The sequence below is a fragment of the Pseudogulbenkiania sp. FW507-F1 genome, from assembly GCF_058781125.1.
Map to the genome: position 1 here is coordinate 1 of NZ_JBYSWM010000004.1, position 15,205 is coordinate 15,205.

Genomic DNA, 15,205 nt, shown 5'->3' on the forward strand with positions numbered 1-15,205 from the left:
TACCTGGCCAAGGTCGGGCTGCCGGAGAGCGTAGAGGGCAAGTACCCGTCGCACATGTCGGGCGGGCAGCAGCAGCGCGTGGCGATCGCGCGCGCGCTGGCGATGGAGCCGGAGGTGATGCTGTTCGACGAGCCGACCTCGGCGCTCGACCCGGAGCTGGTGGGCGAGGTGCTGAAGGTGATGCAGACGTTGGCCGAAGAGGGCCGCACCATGCTGGTGGTGACGCACGAGATGGGCTTCGCGCGCGAGGTGTCCAACCACGTGATCTTCCTGCACCAGGGCCGGGTGGAGGAGGAAGGGCACCCGCGCGAGGTGCTCAACCAGCCCAAGAGCGAGCGCCTCCAGCAGTTCCTCGCCGGCAGCCTGAAATGACCGCGGCGTCCCTGTTGCGGCAAGCCTGCTGATGGATACGCCACGCCAGTTGGCGGTGCTGCTGCTGCCGCCCTGTTCGATGTTCGGCATCGGCTGCCTGAACGAGCCGTTTGCCCAGGCCAACCGCCTGTCCGGCAAGAAGCTCTACCAGCTCAGTTTTTACACCTGGGACGGCGAGCCGTTGCCGCTCTCCGGCGGCATGGCGTTCCCGGTGGCGGGCGCGCTGCGCGAGGCGGCGCCGTTCGAGCAGCTGTTCGTGCTGAGCGAAGGCGTCGCCTCGTTCGCCGACTCGGGCCTCTTCACCAGCGAACTGGGGCGCCTGGCGCCGCGCCTGACGCTGTTAGGCGGCGTGCACGCCGGCGCCTGGTGGCTGGCCAGTGCCGGCGTGCTGGACGGTTACCGCGCCACCATCCACTGGCAGGACTACCCACGCTTCGCCGACCGCTTTCCCAAGGTAGTGGCGAGCCAGCGCGTGTTCGAACTCGATCGCGACCGCTTCAGCTGCGGCGGCGCGCTGGCCGTGCTGGATGGCGCACTGGCGCTGATCGGGCGCGATCATGGTGCCGAGCTGGTGGAATCCGTCGCCGCGGTGCTGTGCGCCGAACGCGTGCGCGGCAGCGAGGAGAAGCAGCGCGTGCCGCTGCTGGCGCGTGTCGGCGAGCGCCAGCCCAAACTCACCGAGGCGGTGATGCTGATGGAAGCCAATATCGAGGAGCCGCTCACCACCGACGAGATCGCCCAGTTCACCGGGCAATCGCGCCGCCAGCTCGAGCGGATGTTCAAGCAGCACCTCGACGTGCCGCCGTCGCGCTACTACCTGCAACTGCGCCTGGAGCGGGCGCGCGCCATGCTGCGCAACACCGGCAAGTCGGTGGTGCAGATCGGCCTGTTGTGCGGCTTCTCGTCCGGGCCGCACTTTTCCACCGTGTATCGTTCCCATTTCGGCATCGCCCCGCGCGAAGAACGCTTCGCCAATGAGTCGAAACCGGCCGATGCCGAATGAGCCGCCCGGCACGGCGTCCCGGGCTGGTGGAAACCGGAATGGACCTGTCGTTTTTCTGGAAGGTAAATAAAAAAAGCGTCATTAGAATGAATCCCATCTCAACGCCTGCCAAGGAGAACAGAATGACCGCTCAAGTCAACCGCCACACCTTCGATGAAGTCATGGTTCCCAACTACGCCCCGGCCGCCTTCATCCCGGTATCCGGCAAGGGCTCGCGCCTGTGGGACCAGGGCGGTAACGAATACATCGACTTCGCCAGCGGCATCGCCGTGACCAGCCTCGGCCACCTGCACCCGGAACTCACCGCCGTGCTGCACGAGCAGGTCGACCGCCTGTGGCACCTCTCCAATACCTTCACCAACGAGCCGGCGCTGCGCCTGGCGCGCCGCCTGACCGAAACCACCTTCGCCGAGAAGGTGTTCTTCAGCAACTCCGGCGCCGAGGCCAACGAAGCCGCGCTGAAACTGGCGCGCCGTTACGCCTTCGACCACTTCGGCGGCGACAAGACCGGCATCGTGTCGTGCAAGCAGGCCTTCCACGGCCGCACCCTGTTCACCGTGTCGGTCGGCGGCCAGCCCAAGTACACCGAAGGCTTCGCGCCGCTGCCGGGCAACCTGAACCACATCGAATTCAACAACCTGGCCGCCGCCGAAGCCGCGATCAACGACGGCACCTGCGCCGTGATCGTCGAGCCGGTACAGGGCGAGGGCGGCGTGCTGCCGGCCACCCCGGAATACCTGAAGAAGCTGCGCGAGCTGTGCGACAAGCACAACGCGCTGCTGATCTTCGACGAAGTGCAGATCGGCGTCGGCCGCTCCGGTTCGCTGTTCGCCTACCAGGCCTACGGCGTGACCCCGGACATCCTGACCAGCGCCAAGGCACTGGGCAACGGCATGCCGATCGGCGCCATGTTGACCACCAGCAAGATTGCCGCTTCCTTCGTGGTCGGCACCCATGGTTCGACTTACGGCGGCAACCCGCTGGCCTGCACCGTGGCCGACAAGGTGATCGAGATCATCAACACCCCGGAGGTGCTGGACGGCGTCAAGCGCCGCCATCAGCTGCTGGTGGACGGCCTCAAGCGCATCGGCGCCAAGCATCATGCGTTCAAGGATGTACGCGGCATGGGCCTGCTGGTCGGCGCCGAACTGGTCGACGAACTCGCCGGCAAGGCCAAGGACTTCCTCACCGCAGCGGCACGCCACGGCCTGGTACTGTTGGTAGCCGGCCCCAACATCGTGCGCATCGCACCGTCGCTGGTGATCCCGGAAGCGGACCTGGAAGAAGGCCTCAAGCGCCTGGAAGCCGTGACTGCCGAGATCATGGAGAAGGCGAAGGTAGTCAAAGAGGCCCAGCCTGCTTAAGCGCCACAACTCGTAGGATGGGTGAAGGCAAATATGCCGGAACCCATCAGCATCGACCGATGGGTTTCGCGTTGCGCCACCATCCTACGAACAGAAACCATTGGAAGGGACTGACATGCTGTTTGTTCGACCGAGCAAGCTTTCCGATCTGGACCAGATCGAGCGCATGGCGCGATCGGGCGGGCCGGTGCTGCACTCGCTGCCGCCCGACCGCCAGCGCCTGCAACAGCGCGTGAACGACTCGCTCAATTCGCTGCGCAGCGAGGTCGAGTGCCCCGGCGAAGAGAGCTACCTGTTCGTGCTGGAAGACTCCGTCAGCGGCCGGCTCTACGGCACCGCCGGCATCATGGCGATGGCCGGCTTTTCCGAGCCGTTCTACGCCTTCCGTAACGAAGTACTGGTGCACGCCTCGCGCGAGCTCAAGGTGAACCACCGCGTGCACGCGCTGATGATGTCGCACGAGCTGACCGGCCGCACCCGGCTCACCGGCTTCTACTTCGACGAAGCCACGCTCGGCAACGCGCTGCTGGCGCCGCAGCTGTTGTCACGCTCACGCATGCTGTTCATCGCCGAGCACCGCGAACGTTTCAGCAACGAGATATTCTCGGTGCTGCCAGGTGTGGCCGACGAAGAGGGCCGCTCGCCGTTCTGGGATGGCGTCGGCTACAAGTTCTTCCGCCGCGACTTCACCCAGATGGAACTGGCCTCCGGCGGCCGCAGCCGCACCTTCATCGCCGAAATGATGCAGGTCGACCCGCTCTATGTACCGCTGCTGTCGGAAGAGGCGCAGCGCGTGATGGGTGAGCCACACGTCGGCGCGCGCCTCAACTACCGCTGCCACTTGGCCGAAGGCCTGGAGCCGGACAAGTTCGTCGACCTGTTCGACGCCGGCCCGGTGCTGACCGCGCCGCTGGAGGTGTGCCAGTCGGTGCGCCACAGCCGGGTGCACTGCGCGCTGCGCGGCGAGGTGAGTGGCCCGACCGTGCCTTACCTGGTGAGCAATACCCAAACCGGCGATTTCCGCTGCACCGTCGCCGAGCTGCCGGCGCGGCTGGAGAGCGAGATCGTCCTGCCGCAAGAAGTGGCCGACGTGCTGGAGATCGCCGACGGCGACGAAGTGCGTTGCGCGCCGCTGCACGTTGAAGGAGCCCGCCCATGATCGTGATGAGACTGTGCCGACCGGACGATGTCGACGCCCTGGTGGAACTGGCGCACAAGGCCGGCCCCGGCATGACCACGCTGAAGCCCGACCACGCCGTGCAGGCGGCGCGCCTCGACCGCGTGCAGCGCACCGTCGACGGCACCGCGCCGCTGGCGGAGCAGGGCTATCTGTTCGTGCTGGAAGACAGCGACAGCGGCCAGGTGGTGGGCGTGTGCGGCCTCGAGGTCGCGGTCGGCCTCGACCAGCCGTTCTACACCTACCGCATGGACAGTTTCGTGCACGCCAGCCGCGAACTGGGGCTGTGGACCAAGATGGACAAGCTGCACATGTCGCACGGCCTGACGGGCTACTCCGAGCTGTGCACGCTGTTCCTCGACCCGGATTTCCGCGTCAACGGCAACGGCGCGCTGCTGTCCAAGGCGCGCTTCATGTTCCTGGCGCAGTTCCCGGAACGCTTCGCCGAACACATCTGCGCCGAAATGCGCGGCCACTTCGACGAGAACGGCGAATCGCCGTTCTGGAAGGCGCTCGGCACGCACTTCTACCGCATCGACTTCCACGAAGCCGACCACCTGGTGGCGCTCGGCAAGAAGTCCTTCCTCGCCGAACTGATGCCGCGCTACCCGGTATACATCGACTTCCTGCCGCCCGAGGCACAGGAGTGCATCGGCAAGGTCCACAAGGACACCGAGCCGGCGCGCCGCCTGCTGGAGGCCGAAGGCCTGCGCTTGGAGCACCACGTCGACATCTTCGAGGGTGGCCCAGTGCTGGAAGCCCGCGTCGACAGCCTGCGCGTGATGCGCGACAGTCAGCTGTACCGCGTCGAGATCGTGGCCGAACGCGCCGCCGCCGGCGAGCAGCGCTACCTGGTGGCCAACGGCGAACTGGCCGATTTTCGCGTGATTCTGGCTTCGGCCAACCCTGCGGACGGCGTGATCGCCCTGAGTGCCGAGCACGCCCAGGCCCTGCACGTGAAGAGCGGCGACACCGTACGCGCCATGACGCTCTATCCCGCTGCCAAGGCAGCTAGCTGATAACCGATTGCCGCCGGCAGCGCGCCGCTGCCGGCCCACCACATGGAAAGACACGACATGAGCCAACTGTTCATCGACGGTAACTGGACCGCCGGCCACGGCCCGGTCTTTGTTTCGCTCAACCCGGCCACCGGCCTGCCTGTATGGGAAGGCCGCGCCGCGGCAACGGACGACATCGACGCCGCCTTCATCGCCGCGCGCCGCGCCTTCGCCGGCTGGCGCCGCACCGCGCTGGCCGAGCGCCTGGCCTTGGTACGCCGCTTCGCCGAGGTGCTGGGCGAGCACAAGGAAGAGCTGGCCCGCACCATCGGCCTGGAAACCGGCAAGCCGCTGTGGGAATCGCGCCAGGAAGTGGCGGCGATGATCGGCAAGATCGAGATATCGATCCGTTCCTACAACGAGCGTACCGGCGAACACCGCGCCGACCTCGCCGGCGACAGCTCCGTGCTGCGCCATCGCCCGCATGGTGTGGTGGCGGTGTACGGTCCGTACAATTTTCCCGGCCACCTGCCGAACGGCCACATCGTGCCGGCGCTGATCGCCGGCAACACCGTGCTGTTCAAACCGTCCGAGCTGACCCCGCTGGTGGCCGAGCTCACCGTCAAACTGTGGGAAAAAGCCGGCGTGCCGGCCGGCGTGATCAACCTGCTGCAGGGAGAGCGCGACACCGGCATTGCGCTGGCGCAGCACGCCGACCTCGACGGATTGCTCTTCACCGGCAGCTCCGCCACCGGCGTGGCGCTGCACCGCCAGTTCGCCGGCCGTCCCGGCTTCATGCTGGCGCTGGAGATGGGCGGCAACAACCCGCTGCTGGTGGCCGAGTGCGCCGACCTCGACGCCGCCGTGCACCACGCCATCCAGTCCGCCTTCCTCTCCGCCGGCCAGCGCTGCACCTGCGCGCGCCGCATGCTGGTGCCGGTGGGCGAATTCGGTGACCGCTTCGTGGCGCGCCTGGCCGAGGTAGCCGGCAAGCTCACCATCGGCGCCTTCGACGCCGAGCCGCAGCCGTTCATGGGGGCGATGGTGTCGCTCAAGGCCGCGCAGGGCATGCTCGCCGCGCAAGAGCGCCTGATCGCGCTGGGCGCCAAGCCGATCCTGGAAATGCGCCAGCTGGAAGAGGGCAAAGCCTTCGTCACGCCGGCCATCCTCGACGTCACCGCCGTGACCGAGCTGCCGGACGAGGAATACTTCGGCCCGCTCACACAGATCATCCGCTACCGCGACTTCGATCTGGCGCTGGAGATCGCCAACGACACCGAATACGGCCTGTCGGCGGCGCTGCTGGCCGACGATGCCGCTCTGTGGGAACGCTTTAGCCAGGACATCCGCGCCGGCGTGGTGAACTGGAACAAGCCGACCAACGGTGCCTCGTCCGCCGCGCCGTTCGGCGGTGTCGGTAACTCCGGTAACCACCGTCCGGGGGCCTACTACGCCGCCGACTACTGCGCCTACCCGATGGCCTCGGTGGAAGCGCCGGCGCTGGCGCTGCCGAGCCAGCTCGCGCCGGGAATGTCGTTGTAAGCCTCTCGATCAGGCGGCTGCGCCTTGGCATCTTGAGTACTCGCAGGCTGGGCAAAGGCACACCGGCCGGAACCCATCAATAGCGGATGAGGGGTTCCGCATTGCTCCACCCATCCTGCGCCTGCGACGCGGCTCGGCCTGCCATGGCCCGCTCGCTTTCCGGAGGAGCTCCCGATTTTGTCTGTGGAAGTCGTCAGTGTTGGCAGTCCGGTGCACACCGGGCTGCTTTTTTTTGGGCACGTGCCATCCCGCGTACGGGTCGCCCCATGGCGCGCGCTGGCAGTGTCTATAGTGGATGAGGGCGGCCGCAGGGACATGCAGGCCGGGGTTCAAGGCGGCGTGCCGCTGTTTTTCGACAAGGGGGAGGGACTGTCATGCCCAACACGACGGAACCCGGATTACTCCACCTGCTGTATCTCTACTTCATTCCCTATTGGCTGTTCCGTGACGTCTCGCAGGGCGACCACATGCTGCGCGAGCAGAACTATCGCTTCAACCGCCAGCAACGCAAATACCTGCCGGGCTATCTGATCAAGTGGGCGATCCTGTGCGCGCTGTTGTTGGCCAGCCATCACCTGGCCAAGACTCTGGCTGAGGTGGTGCCCGACTGGTACGAGGTCTTCCGCGCCTGGGCGCTGTTTTCCGGCATCAGCTTTTCGGTCGGCTTTGCCCTGATGGCCAACATCGTGGTGCTGTGGGGTTATCTGACCTTTATGCACTGATGGTCTCATGCCGTAGCCGGCGGAGCCTGTGCTGCGGGATGACGCGCACTGGCACGCCAGGTTGCTGCAATGCTGATCAGTCCGTTGCACCCAATGCCACACTTGATTGCCACCGATGCAGATCGACCCTCAAGAGATATCCATGCTTCCGGCTGACGGCCGGCCCCTTCCTGTTGTAGAGGTGACATCCGCATTGCCCGATGCGCCAAGTCGGGAACCCTGATGCTCCGCGATGATCGAGGCCCGAGCCGGGCCGAAGCCTTTCGTGCCGATCTTCTATGAAGCCGGGTCAAAGACCAGGCAAGTAGTGCTCGCGTGGGCGTAGAGCTTGCCGTCAGGTCCGACCAGCCTGCCTTCCGCGGTCGCCACCTGGCGGCCGCCGTGGACCAGCCGGCCTTCCGCGCGAACCAGCGGCACCGCGTCGGTGAGTGCGCGGACGAGGTTGAGCTTCAGTTCCAGGGTGGTGTAGGCCTTGCCCGCCGGCAGCGTGGAATGCACGGCGCATCCCATGGCGGTGTCGAGTATGGTTGCAAACCAGCCGCCGTGCACGGTGCCCATCGGGTTGTAGTAGCTGAAGCCTGGCTCCCCTTGGAATACCGCAAATCCGGGCTCGATGCGAAGCAGGGCGAAGCCGAGCGTCGCAGCCATCGGCGGGGGCGGAATCTCCCCGGCGAGAAGCTCCTGAAATATCTGCAATCCGTTGCGCCCGGCGAGCTGGGCAGGGGAGGCCACGCCGGGAGTCGTCTGGAGGCGGGCGCGCACGGCCGCCTCCTCGGCCCGCCAGCGGGCAAGCGTTTCTTCGGGGTTCATCGCGTCGGTTGGCGCTGTCATGGGGTCGACTCCTCTCCCTAGCTTCCTAGAATCGAGCGGCGCGCGCGCTCGTGCGGGTCGATTTTCGGCGGGGACCCCACCTCGGATGCGGGTCGAGACGCGACGCTGGTCACGGGCGACGGGACGATTCGCTGACGCGCGAGTTCATGCGGATCCGTCGGCGCTTGCGTCTCGGTTGCCGTCGTGGTGGGGATGGCGGCCGAATGCGGTGTCACGTTCAGTATCGACTGCCGCGCCTGCTCGTGAGGGTCCTGCGGGTGGCCGGGATTCGCCAGCGCGGTGTGGGCGGAAATGACGAGGACAATGCCGGACAATGCCAAAAGCGATTTCATGATGAGTCTCCTGTTCGGGTGTAGCAGTAGGCGGGCGGAGCCGTTAGTGCCTGGCACCGCTCGGCCGAGAAATACGTGTGTATCCACATAAAGCGTGAAAAGCGCTGTTAACCATTCGCCATGGGGCATCTCCTGTTAAACAGTCGGCCGTAATTGCCCGTACCCGGCGCCAGCCCGGCCCCCAACCAGTGCCACCGCTCGATGCGCCCATGATGAGCACCCCTGGATTGTTCTGTTGTGGTCATTTTGCTTACCTGCGGGCGCTAGTGGAGAAGTCGCCGGAGAGGTGGTTGCTGCTTGCATGCCGCGCATCCCACCCGCCCCCCAAGGCCCGGAAGGAGGCAATAGCGGCGCGCGCCGCCTCCGTTTGGGCCTGTGCCTTCGCATCGCGCGCCTGCAGCAGCTTGCTGTCGGCATCGAGCACCTCGATCAGGCTGACGACGCCGCCCTGGTAGGCGGCAAGCGAGTTCTCGCGCGCACGGGCGAGCGAGGATTCGCCCCGCGTCAGGATGCCGACCTGGGCCTCGCGTTTGATGAGGGAGGAGAAGGCGTTCTCGACATCCTCGGCGGCCCGCAACACGGCCAGCCGGTAGGCCGCCAGGGCTTCGGCCTCCTGGCCGCGCGCGGCAGCGATCTGCGCGTCGACGCGGCCGAAGTCGAACAGGCGCCAGCGCAGTCCGAGGACGCCCTGGGCCTGGCTGGCGGCCCCGGTGAAGAGGTTGCCGCTCGCGATCGCAGTGGCGCTGCCCAGCAGGGCGGCAAGCGAAAACTTGGGGTAGTACTCCGAGACCGCCACGCCGATGCGCGAATTGGCCGCAGCCAGGCGCCGCTCGGCGGCGATGAGGTCCGGCCTGCGCCGAATCATCTCGGCCGGGGTGCCGGTCTCGGCCAGCCCTGGAACGACCGGGACCGGTGCCACCGGAGCCAGCTCCGTGCGGTAGGTTCCCGGCTGAGCTCCAAGCAGCACGTCCAGTGCGTTCATCGCCGAATCGAGGCCGGCTTCCAGGACGGGAATCTGTGCCTCGGCCTCGGTGAGCGAACCCTCGGCCTGGTTCATCTGGAGTTCGGCGGCAATCCCCTTCTCGTACTGAAGCCTGACCATGGCGAACAACTGACGACGGGTTTCCTCTTGCTGTCTGGCGATCGCGATGCGCGCCTGCAAGCCCCGGATCGTGACGTACACATCCGCCGTCTGCGCGGCCACGGCCAGCCGTGTCGCCACCGCGCCGGCTTCGGATGCCTCGTACGCCGCGCGTGCCTCCTCCCGCCCTCGCCGCAGACCGCCGAACATGTCGATCTCCCAACTCGCACCGAGGTTGGCCTCGTAGGAGCTGCCGCTGCGATCGAAGCCGGGCGTGGCGTTGAGCACCTGCCCCAGCGGGGTCTCGACCGACTGGTAGCCTCGCGCTGCGGTTATACTCACGTTGGCCGCCGGAAGCAGCGCCGCATTGGCGTAGCGCAATGACGCACGCGACTGGGCGACACGTGCCGCCGCTTGCGCGATGTCCAGGTTCTGGTCGAGGGCCAGCGCGACGAAGTGCGTCAGCAGCGGATCGTCGAAGGCGGCCCACCAGATCGTGAGGTCTGCCTTGTGCTGAACCTGCCGGTGATCGACGCCTTCCTGTCCGATGAAGGTGGGCGACAGGGCGATCTCGGGCCGTCTGTAGTCGGGGCCGACGGCGCAGCCCGTCAAGACGCCGACGCTCAGAAGAAGGGCGAGAGAACGGGGATGGGCGAGCATGGGAGTCCTTCGGGGGAGTTGAACTGTTTGTGTGACTATAGTCTAAATTGGTCACTGGTTGTCAAGCTTTAGCATACGAGGTATTGTTTTCCCCATGAATGAAATCGAGTCTTCCGCCCCGCAGACGCGTGGCCCCGCCGACCATAGCGTTCGAGAACAGATCGTGGAGGCGGCCGGAGAACACTTCAGCCACTACGGCTACGAGAAGACCACGGTCTCCGACCTGGCCAAGGCGATCGGCTTTTCCAAGGCCTATATCTACAAGTTCTTCGACTCCAAGCAGGCCATCGGCGAGGCCATCTGCTCCAAGACCTTGAGTGCCATCGTCGTGGCGGTCGAAGAGGCCGTGGCAGGCGCATCCACCCCGACGGAAAAATTCCGCAGAATGTTCAAGGTCTTGGTGGCGACCGGCGTGAGCCTGTTCTTCAACGACCGCAAGCTGTACGACATCGCGGCGTATTCCGCCGGCGAGGGGTGGCCGTCTGCCCGCGCCTACTGCGAGCGCATCCGGCAGATCCTGACGGAGATCGTCCGCGAAGGGCGGGAGAGCGGCGAGTTCGAACGCAAGACACCGCTGGACGAGACGGTGCATGCTATCTATCTCGTCATGCTGCCCTTCGCGAATCCGCTCCTGCTCCAGCACAACCTCGACCTCGTCGAGGACGCGCCTACACGACTTTCGAACCTGGTGCTGCGTAGCCTGGCGCCTTAGGGTACTCCATGAGCACAAAGTGACCATTGACAAATATGGTCACAAGTTAGAGCATGAAGACCTTCGTGTTTCCGGAGGTCATCATGCTTCAGCGCCGTACTATTCCCTTCCTCGCCGTCGTCGGTCTGTTGCCCTTAGCCCTGGCAGCGTGCAGCGACGCCACTTCTTCAATTGATCCGCGGACCCGAATTCCCGTCGTACGGGTGGGGGCGGTAGAGGCCGCCGTCCAGGCCGAGCGCTCATTCACCGGCATTGTTGCGGCGCGGGTGCAGAGCGACCTGGGTTTCCGCGTTCCCGGCAAGGTCCTGGAGCGCCTGGTCGATACCGGGCAGGCCGTCAAGCGTGGCCAGCCGCTGATGCGCATCGACCCCACCGACTTGAAGCTCGCCACGCGCGCCCACGACGAGGCGGTTGCCGCCGCCACGGCGCGCGCGCGCCAGACCGCGGAGGACGAGGCGAGGTACCGCGACCTCGTCTCGGCGGGTGCGGTGTCGGCCTCGGCCTACGACAAGATCAAGACCGCCGCCCAGTCGGCAAGGGCGGAGCTCAATGCGGCCCAGGCCCAGGCCGACGTGGCGCGCAACGAAACCAGCTACACGGTCCTGCTTGCCGACGCGGACGGCGTGGTGGTGGAGACCCTGGCGGAGCCGGGCCAGGTCGTCAGTGCCGGGCAGGTTGTCGTTCGTGTGGCGCATGCCGGGCGCCGCGAAGCAGTCATCGAGCTCCCCGAAGCCCTGCGTCCGGCGGTCGGATCCGTGGCGCGCGCGGCCTTGTATGGCAGCGGGCTCACGGGCGCGGCGAAACTGCGCCAGTTGTCGGATGCCGCCAACCGTGAGACGCGCACCTTCGAGGCGCGCTACGTGCTGGAGGACCGTCTGGCGGACGCGCCGCTGGGCTCGACCGTCTCCATTCGCATCCCGCACGACCGCTCCGCTCCGGCACTGCGGGTACCCATCGGCGCGATCGTCGATCCCGGCAAAGGCCCCGGCGTATGGCTGGTCGAAGGGAAGGCGCCTCGGGTCACCTGGCGCGCCGTGCAGGTAACCGGCCTCAGTGACGAAGCCACCGCGGTCGTCGGTGGCCTCGCGGCGGGCGATCGCGTCGTCGTGCTCGGAGCCCATCTGCTGCACGAAGGTGAGCAGGTACGACTGGCTGACGGCAAAGCCGCGCAAAGCGTGGCGGCGGCCAGCGGGGAGGGGAAATGAGCGCCTTCAACCTCTCTGCCCTCGCGGTACGCGAGCGCTCGGTCACCCTGTTCTTGATGCTGGCCATCTTCATCGCCGGGATCGTGGCCTTTCTGACGCTGGGCCGGGCGGAGGATCCCGCCTTTACCGTCAAGCAGATGACCGTGGTCACCGCCTGGCCCGGCGCTACGGCAAAGGAGATGGAAGAACTGGTCGCCGAGCCCCTGGAAAAGCGCATGCAGGAACTGCGCTGGTATGACCGGACCGAGACCTTTACGCGACCGGGCCTGGCCTTCACCACGGTGTTCCTGCTCGACAGCACGCCCCCCGCGGAGGTCCCCGAGCAGTTCTATCAGGGGCGCAAGAAACTCGGCGACGAGGCCGGCAAGCTGCCGCGTGGCGTCATCGGCCCGATGGTGAACGACGAATACGCCGACGTGACCTTTGCACTCTATGCCTTGAAAGCGAAGGGTGAGGCCCATCGGCACCTGGTGCGCGACGCGGAGACCCTGCGCCAGCGCCTGCTTCATGTGGCGGGCGTCAAGAAGGTGAACATCATCGGCGAGCAGGCCGAACGGATCTTCGTTGAGTTCTCCCATGACCGCCTCGCGACCCTGGGCGTCTCCCCACGCGACCTCTTCGCAGCGCTGAACGGGCGCAACGTCATGACGCCCGCCGGCTCGATCGAAGCCAAGGGCCCACAGGTCTTCATCCGGCTGGACGGCGCCATCGACGATCTGGAGGCGATCCGGAATACGCCCGTCGCGGCGCGGGGCCGTACGCTGAAGCTCGGCGACATCGCCGAGGTGAAGCGGGGCTACGAGGATCCGGCCACCTTCCTCATCCGCAACAACGGCGAACCGGCCTTGCTGCTCGGCGTGGTCATGCGCGAGGGTTGGAACGGCCTCGATCTCGGCCGCGCGCTGGAGACGGAAGCGGCGGCGATCAACGCCGAGATGCCGCTCGGCATGAGCCTCACCAAGGTCACGGACCAATCGATCAATATCCACTCAGCCGTCGACGAGTTCATGCTCAAGTTCTTCGTGGCCCTCGGCGTGGTGATGCTGGTGGGTTTCCTCAGCATGGGATGGCGCGCCGGCATCGTGGTCTCGGCAGCGGTTCCCCTGACCCTGGCCGCGGTCTTCGTCATCATGGCGGCCACCGGCAAGAACTTCGACCGGATCACGCTGGGCTCCCTGATCCTCGCCCTGGGGCTCCTGGTCGACGACGCGATCATCGCCATCGAGATGATGGTGGTGAAGATGGAGGAGGGCTACGACCGCATCCGCGCGGCGGCCTATGCGTGGAGCCATACCGCCGCGCCCATGCTTTCCGGAACCCTGGTGACGGCGATCGGCTTCATGCCGAACGGCTTCGCCAAGTCGACTGCCGGCGAGTACGCCGGCAACATGTTCTGGATCGTCGGCATTGCGCTGATCACGTCGTGGATCGTCGCCGTCGTGTTCACGCCCTACCTGGGGGTGAAGCTGCTCCCGAACTTCAAGCAACACGAGGGCGGGAACGCGGCGATCTACGCGACCCCGCACTACGAGCGCTTCCGCCGCCTTCTTGGATCGGTAATCCGGCGCAAATGGCTGGTTGCGGCGGGCGTGGTCGGTGCCTTGTTCGTCGCGGTCCTGGGCATGGACGTGGTCAACAAGCAATTCTTTCCGACTTCCGATCGGCCAGAGGTGCTGGTCGAAGTCCAGATGCCGTATGGCACCTCGATCCAGCAGACGAGTGCGGTGACCGCCAAGGTCGAGGCCTGGCTGGCCAGGCAGCCGGAAGCGAAGATCGTGACGGCCTACGTCGGACAGGGGGCGCCGCGCTTCTACCTCGCCATGGCGCCGGAGTTGCCCGATCCTTCGTTCGCGAAGATCGTCGTCCTGACGGACAACCAGGCGGCGCGTGAGGCGCTCAAGCTCAGGCTGCGGCAGGCGGTGGCCGACGGTCTGGCACCGGAGGCGCGCGTGCGGGTGGCCCAGTTGGTGTTTGGCCCGTACTCGCCGTTCCCCGTGGCCTTCCGCGTGATGGGGCCCGACCCCGACAAGCTGCGCGACATCGCGGCGCAGGTGCGTGCCGTGATGCAGGCCTCTTCCCAGATGCGGACGGTCAATACCGACTGGGGCGAGCGCGTGCCCACGCTGCGTTTCTCGCTCGATCAGGACCGGCTCCAGAGCCTTGGCCTGAGCTCCAGCGACGTGGCACAACAGCTTCAGTTCCTGTTGAGCGGCATCCCTATTACCGAGGTGCGCGAGGACATCCGCTCGGTACAGGTCGTGGCCCGTTCAGCCGGCAACACGCGGCTCGATCCGGGCAAGATCGCCGATTTCACCCTAGTCGGAGCGGCCGGCCAACGGATTCCGCTGTCGCAGATCGGAACGGTGAACGTCCACATGGAAGACCCGATCCTGCGCCGCCGCGACCGCACGCCAACGATCACCGTGCGCGGAGACATTGCCGAGGGCTTGCAGCCGCCGGACGTGTCCACCGCCGTATGGAAGGATCTTCAGCCCGTCATCGCCAAGCTCCCGGCCGGCTACCGGATCGAGCAGGGCGGTTCCATCGAGGAATCCGGCAAGGCGAATCGCGCCATGGCGCCGATCTTCCCCATCATGATCGCCCTGACGCTGATCACGATCATCTTCCAGGTCCGGTCGATCTCTGCGATGACGATGGTGTTCGCCACCGCGCCGCTGGGCCTGATCGGGGTCGTGCCCACCCTGCTGTTGTTCCGGCAGCCGTTCGGCATCAACGCCCTGGTCGGTCTGATTGCGCTGTCTGGAATCCTGATGCGCAACACGCTGATATTGATAGGACAGATTCGTGAAAACGAACAGGCCGGACTCGATCCATTCCGTGCGGTTATCGAAGCCACCGTGCAGCGCGCGCGCCCGGTCATCCTGACCGCACTCGCCGCCATCCTGGCGTTCATCCCGCTGACCCATTCGGTGTTCTGGGGGACGCTGGCCTACACCTTGATCGGCGGCACCTTCGCCGGGACGGTTCTGACCCTGGTGTTCTTGCCGGCCTTGTACTCGATCTGGTTCAAAATCAGGCCGACGGCGGCGGAGGGGCACGCCGCTCCTACGATACGAACGGAACCTGCTGCAGACTAGCTGAAGGAATCGGCGCGCCGGCCCCGCAGCGGTTGCCGGTGTGCCACCACTACATTTCACTTCATGAGCGCAGACGGAAGCCAGCTACGCGAGATCAATCACCTCATC

Annotated in this window: 13 protein-coding genes; 10 read left to right on the forward strand and 3 right to left on the reverse strand. The window is 66.1% G+C overall.

Annotated features, from left to right (window positions below):
* The 7 genes from AC3WG5_RS03575 to AC3WG5_RS03605 form a co-directional block, all read left to right on the forward strand.
* Positions 1–372 (forward strand): ATP-binding cassette domain-containing protein (locus AC3WG5_RS03575; protein ID WP_492567815.1); only part of this gene is annotated, 372 nt, incomplete at its 5' end.
* Between the two features lie 31 nt (positions 373–403).
* Positions 404–1,375 carry a GlxA family transcriptional regulator gene (locus AC3WG5_RS03580; RefSeq protein WP_492567816.1) on the forward strand — a complete coding sequence of 324 codons (972 nt, stop codon included), beginning with the start codon at positions 404–406 and terminating at the stop codon, positions 1,373–1,375.
* Positions 1,376–1,497: 122 nt separating this feature from the next.
* On the forward strand, positions 1,498–2,739 hold the full coding sequence (locus tag AC3WG5_RS03585) for an aspartate aminotransferase family protein (protein ID WP_492567817.1): 1,242 nt from the start codon (positions 1,498–1,500) through the stop codon (positions 2,737–2,739).
* Positions 2,740–2,854: 115 nt separating this feature from the next.
* A complete protein-coding gene (locus tag AC3WG5_RS03590; protein ID WP_492567818.1) occupies positions 2,855–3,898 on the forward strand; it encodes an arginine N-succinyltransferase in 1,044 nt (347 codons plus the stop codon).
* Positions 3,895–4,935 (forward strand): arginine N-succinyltransferase, encoded by a 1,041-nt coding sequence (gene astA / locus AC3WG5_RS03595; protein ID WP_492567819.1) that lies wholly within the window; start codon positions 3,895–3,897, stop codon positions 4,933–4,935. Before AC3WG5_RS03590 ends, astA begins: the two co-directional genes overlap by 4 nt.
* Positions 4,936–4,992: 57 nt before the next feature.
* Positions 4,993–6,456, forward strand: a complete 1,464-nt coding sequence (gene astD, locus AC3WG5_RS03600) for a succinylglutamate-semialdehyde dehydrogenase (protein ID WP_492567820.1) — start codon at positions 4,993–4,995, stop codon at positions 6,454–6,456.
* Positions 6,457–6,830: 374 nt separating this feature from the next.
* Complete coding sequence (locus AC3WG5_RS03605; RefSeq protein ID WP_482581723.1) at positions 6,831–7,178, forward strand: hypothetical protein; 348 nt, start codon at positions 6,831–6,833, stop codon at positions 7,176–7,178.
* 276 nt (positions 7,179–7,454) lie between these two features.
* On the opposite strand, the gene AC3WG5_RS03610 is transcribed toward AC3WG5_RS03605, so the two are convergent.
* From AC3WG5_RS03610 to AC3WG5_RS03620, 3 genes are all read right to left on the reverse strand, one after another.
* Positions 7,455–8,009 carry a PaaI family thioesterase gene (locus AC3WG5_RS03610; RefSeq protein WP_492567821.1) on the reverse strand — a complete coding sequence of 185 codons (555 nt, stop codon included), beginning with the start codon at positions 8,007–8,009 and terminating at the stop codon, positions 7,455–7,457.
* Positions 8,010–8,026: 17 nt separating this feature from the next.
* Positions 8,027–8,341 carry a hypothetical protein gene (locus tag AC3WG5_RS03615; protein ID WP_492567822.1) on the reverse strand — a complete coding sequence of 105 codons (315 nt, stop codon included), beginning with the start codon at positions 8,339–8,341 and terminating at the stop codon, positions 8,027–8,029.
* 250 nt (positions 8,342–8,591) lie between these two features.
* Entirely contained in the window at positions 8,592–10,082 is a 1,491-nt protein-coding gene (locus tag AC3WG5_RS03620) for an efflux transporter outer membrane subunit (RefSeq protein ID WP_492567823.1), read from the reverse strand.
* A gap of 94 nt (positions 10,083–10,176) precedes the next feature.
* Here AC3WG5_RS03620 and AC3WG5_RS03625 point away from each other — a divergent pair, with 94 nt between their 5' ends.
* Genes AC3WG5_RS03625 through AC3WG5_RS03635 form a run of 3 tightly spaced genes read left to right on the forward strand, consistent with a single transcriptional unit; the run spans position 10,177 to position 15,097 of the window.
* Positions 10,177–10,794, forward strand: a complete 618-nt coding sequence (locus AC3WG5_RS03625; protein WP_294867946.1) for a TetR/AcrR family transcriptional regulator — start codon at positions 10,177–10,179, stop codon at positions 10,792–10,794.
* 53 nt (positions 10,795–10,847) lie between these two features.
* Positions 10,848–11,999: an efflux RND transporter periplasmic adaptor subunit gene (locus AC3WG5_RS03630; protein WP_492567824.1), complete on the forward strand. Its 1,152-nt coding sequence runs from the start codon at positions 10,848–10,850 to the stop codon at positions 11,997–11,999.
* Positions 11,996–15,097 (forward strand): efflux RND transporter permease subunit, encoded by a 3,102-nt coding sequence (locus AC3WG5_RS03635; RefSeq protein ID WP_492567825.1) that lies wholly within the window; start codon positions 11,996–11,998, stop codon positions 15,095–15,097. Before AC3WG5_RS03630 ends, AC3WG5_RS03635 begins: the two co-directional genes overlap by 4 nt.
* The last annotated feature ends 108 nt before the right edge of the window (positions 15,098–15,205 follow it).

Coding starts and splice junctions, on each gene's coding strand:
- AC3WG5_RS03610 (WP_492567821.1), bottom strand. CDS start 8,009: ATGACAGCGCCAACCGACGCGATGAACCCCGAAGAAACGCTTGCCCGC.
- AC3WG5_RS03625 (WP_294867946.1), top strand. CDS start 10,177: ATGAATGAAATCGAGTCTTCCGCCCCGCAGACGCGTGGCCCCGCCGAC.
- AC3WG5_RS03590 (WP_492567818.1), top strand. CDS start 2,855: ATGCTGTTTGTTCGACCGAGCAAGCTTTCCGATCTGGACCAGATCGAG.
- AC3WG5_RS03580 (WP_492567816.1), top strand. CDS start 404: ATGGATACGCCACGCCAGTTGGCGGTGCTGCTGCTGCCGCCCTGTTCG.
- astD (WP_492567820.1), top strand. CDS start 4,993: ATGAGCCAACTGTTCATCGACGGTAACTGGACCGCCGGCCACGGCCCG.
- AC3WG5_RS03605 (WP_482581723.1), top strand. CDS start 6,831: ATGCCCAACACGACGGAACCCGGATTACTCCACCTGCTGTATCTCTAC.
- astA (WP_492567819.1), top strand. CDS start 3,895: ATGATCGTGATGAGACTGTGCCGACCGGACGATGTCGACGCCCTGGTG.
- AC3WG5_RS03630 (WP_492567824.1), top strand. CDS start 10,848: ATGAAGACCTTCGTGTTTCCGGAGGTCATCATGCTTCAGCGCCGTACT.
- AC3WG5_RS03615 (WP_492567822.1), bottom strand. CDS start 8,341: ATGAAATCGCTTTTGGCATTGTCCGGCATTGTCCTCGTCATTTCCGCC.
- AC3WG5_RS03620 (WP_492567823.1), bottom strand. CDS start 10,082: ATGCTCGCCCATCCCCGTTCTCTCGCCCTTCTTCTGAGCGTCGGCGTC.
- AC3WG5_RS03585 (WP_492567817.1), top strand. CDS start 1,498: ATGACCGCTCAAGTCAACCGCCACACCTTCGATGAAGTCATGGTTCCC.
- AC3WG5_RS03635 (WP_492567825.1), top strand. CDS start 11,996: ATGAGCGCCTTCAACCTCTCTGCCCTCGCGGTACGCGAGCGCTCGGTC.